Source organism: Bacillus sp. 05T31 (assembly GCF_056396725.1).
This window is the reverse complement of sequence record NZ_JBFTMA010001467.1, coordinates 1-387: the sequence shown is the minus strand read 5'-3', so window position 1 is coordinate 387 and position 387 is coordinate 1. Positions and strand designations below refer to the sequence as shown.

The following is a 387-nucleotide window of genomic DNA, read 5'->3' as shown; positions in this document are numbered from 1 at the left end:
TCCGTATGCTGCGCTTCTTCTGGCATAAATTTTATAAGCAAGAAAATCCCAACTACTGAAATAACCATAAATAAAAATAAATATGGCCACCCTAATGTATTTGTAATAGCCCCGCCAACTAAAGGACCAATGCCTATTGCTAATGCAATAGAAGAACTAATCATCGCTAATGCACCAGGCTTCTTAGCAGGAGCAACTAATTTTGCCACTGCAATCATACTAAGCGCAATAAACGCCGCGCCCCCACTCGCCTGCACTAATCTTGCAAGAATGGTAATCGCATAAGATTGATTCATAAATCCAATAATAGAACCCGCTACAAATATGATAATTGAAATAATCAATAGTTTTTTTACGCTATAACGATCCGCCAACTTCCCATATATC

Annotated in this window: 1 protein-coding gene; it reads right to left on the bottom strand. The window is 38.2% G+C overall.

The window, feature by feature from the left end; translation table 11 throughout:
- Positions 1–387, bottom strand: a 387-nt coding sequence (locus AC1DJR_RS33870; protein WP_477004660.1) for an MFS transporter, incomplete at both ends; no start/stop codon positions are given.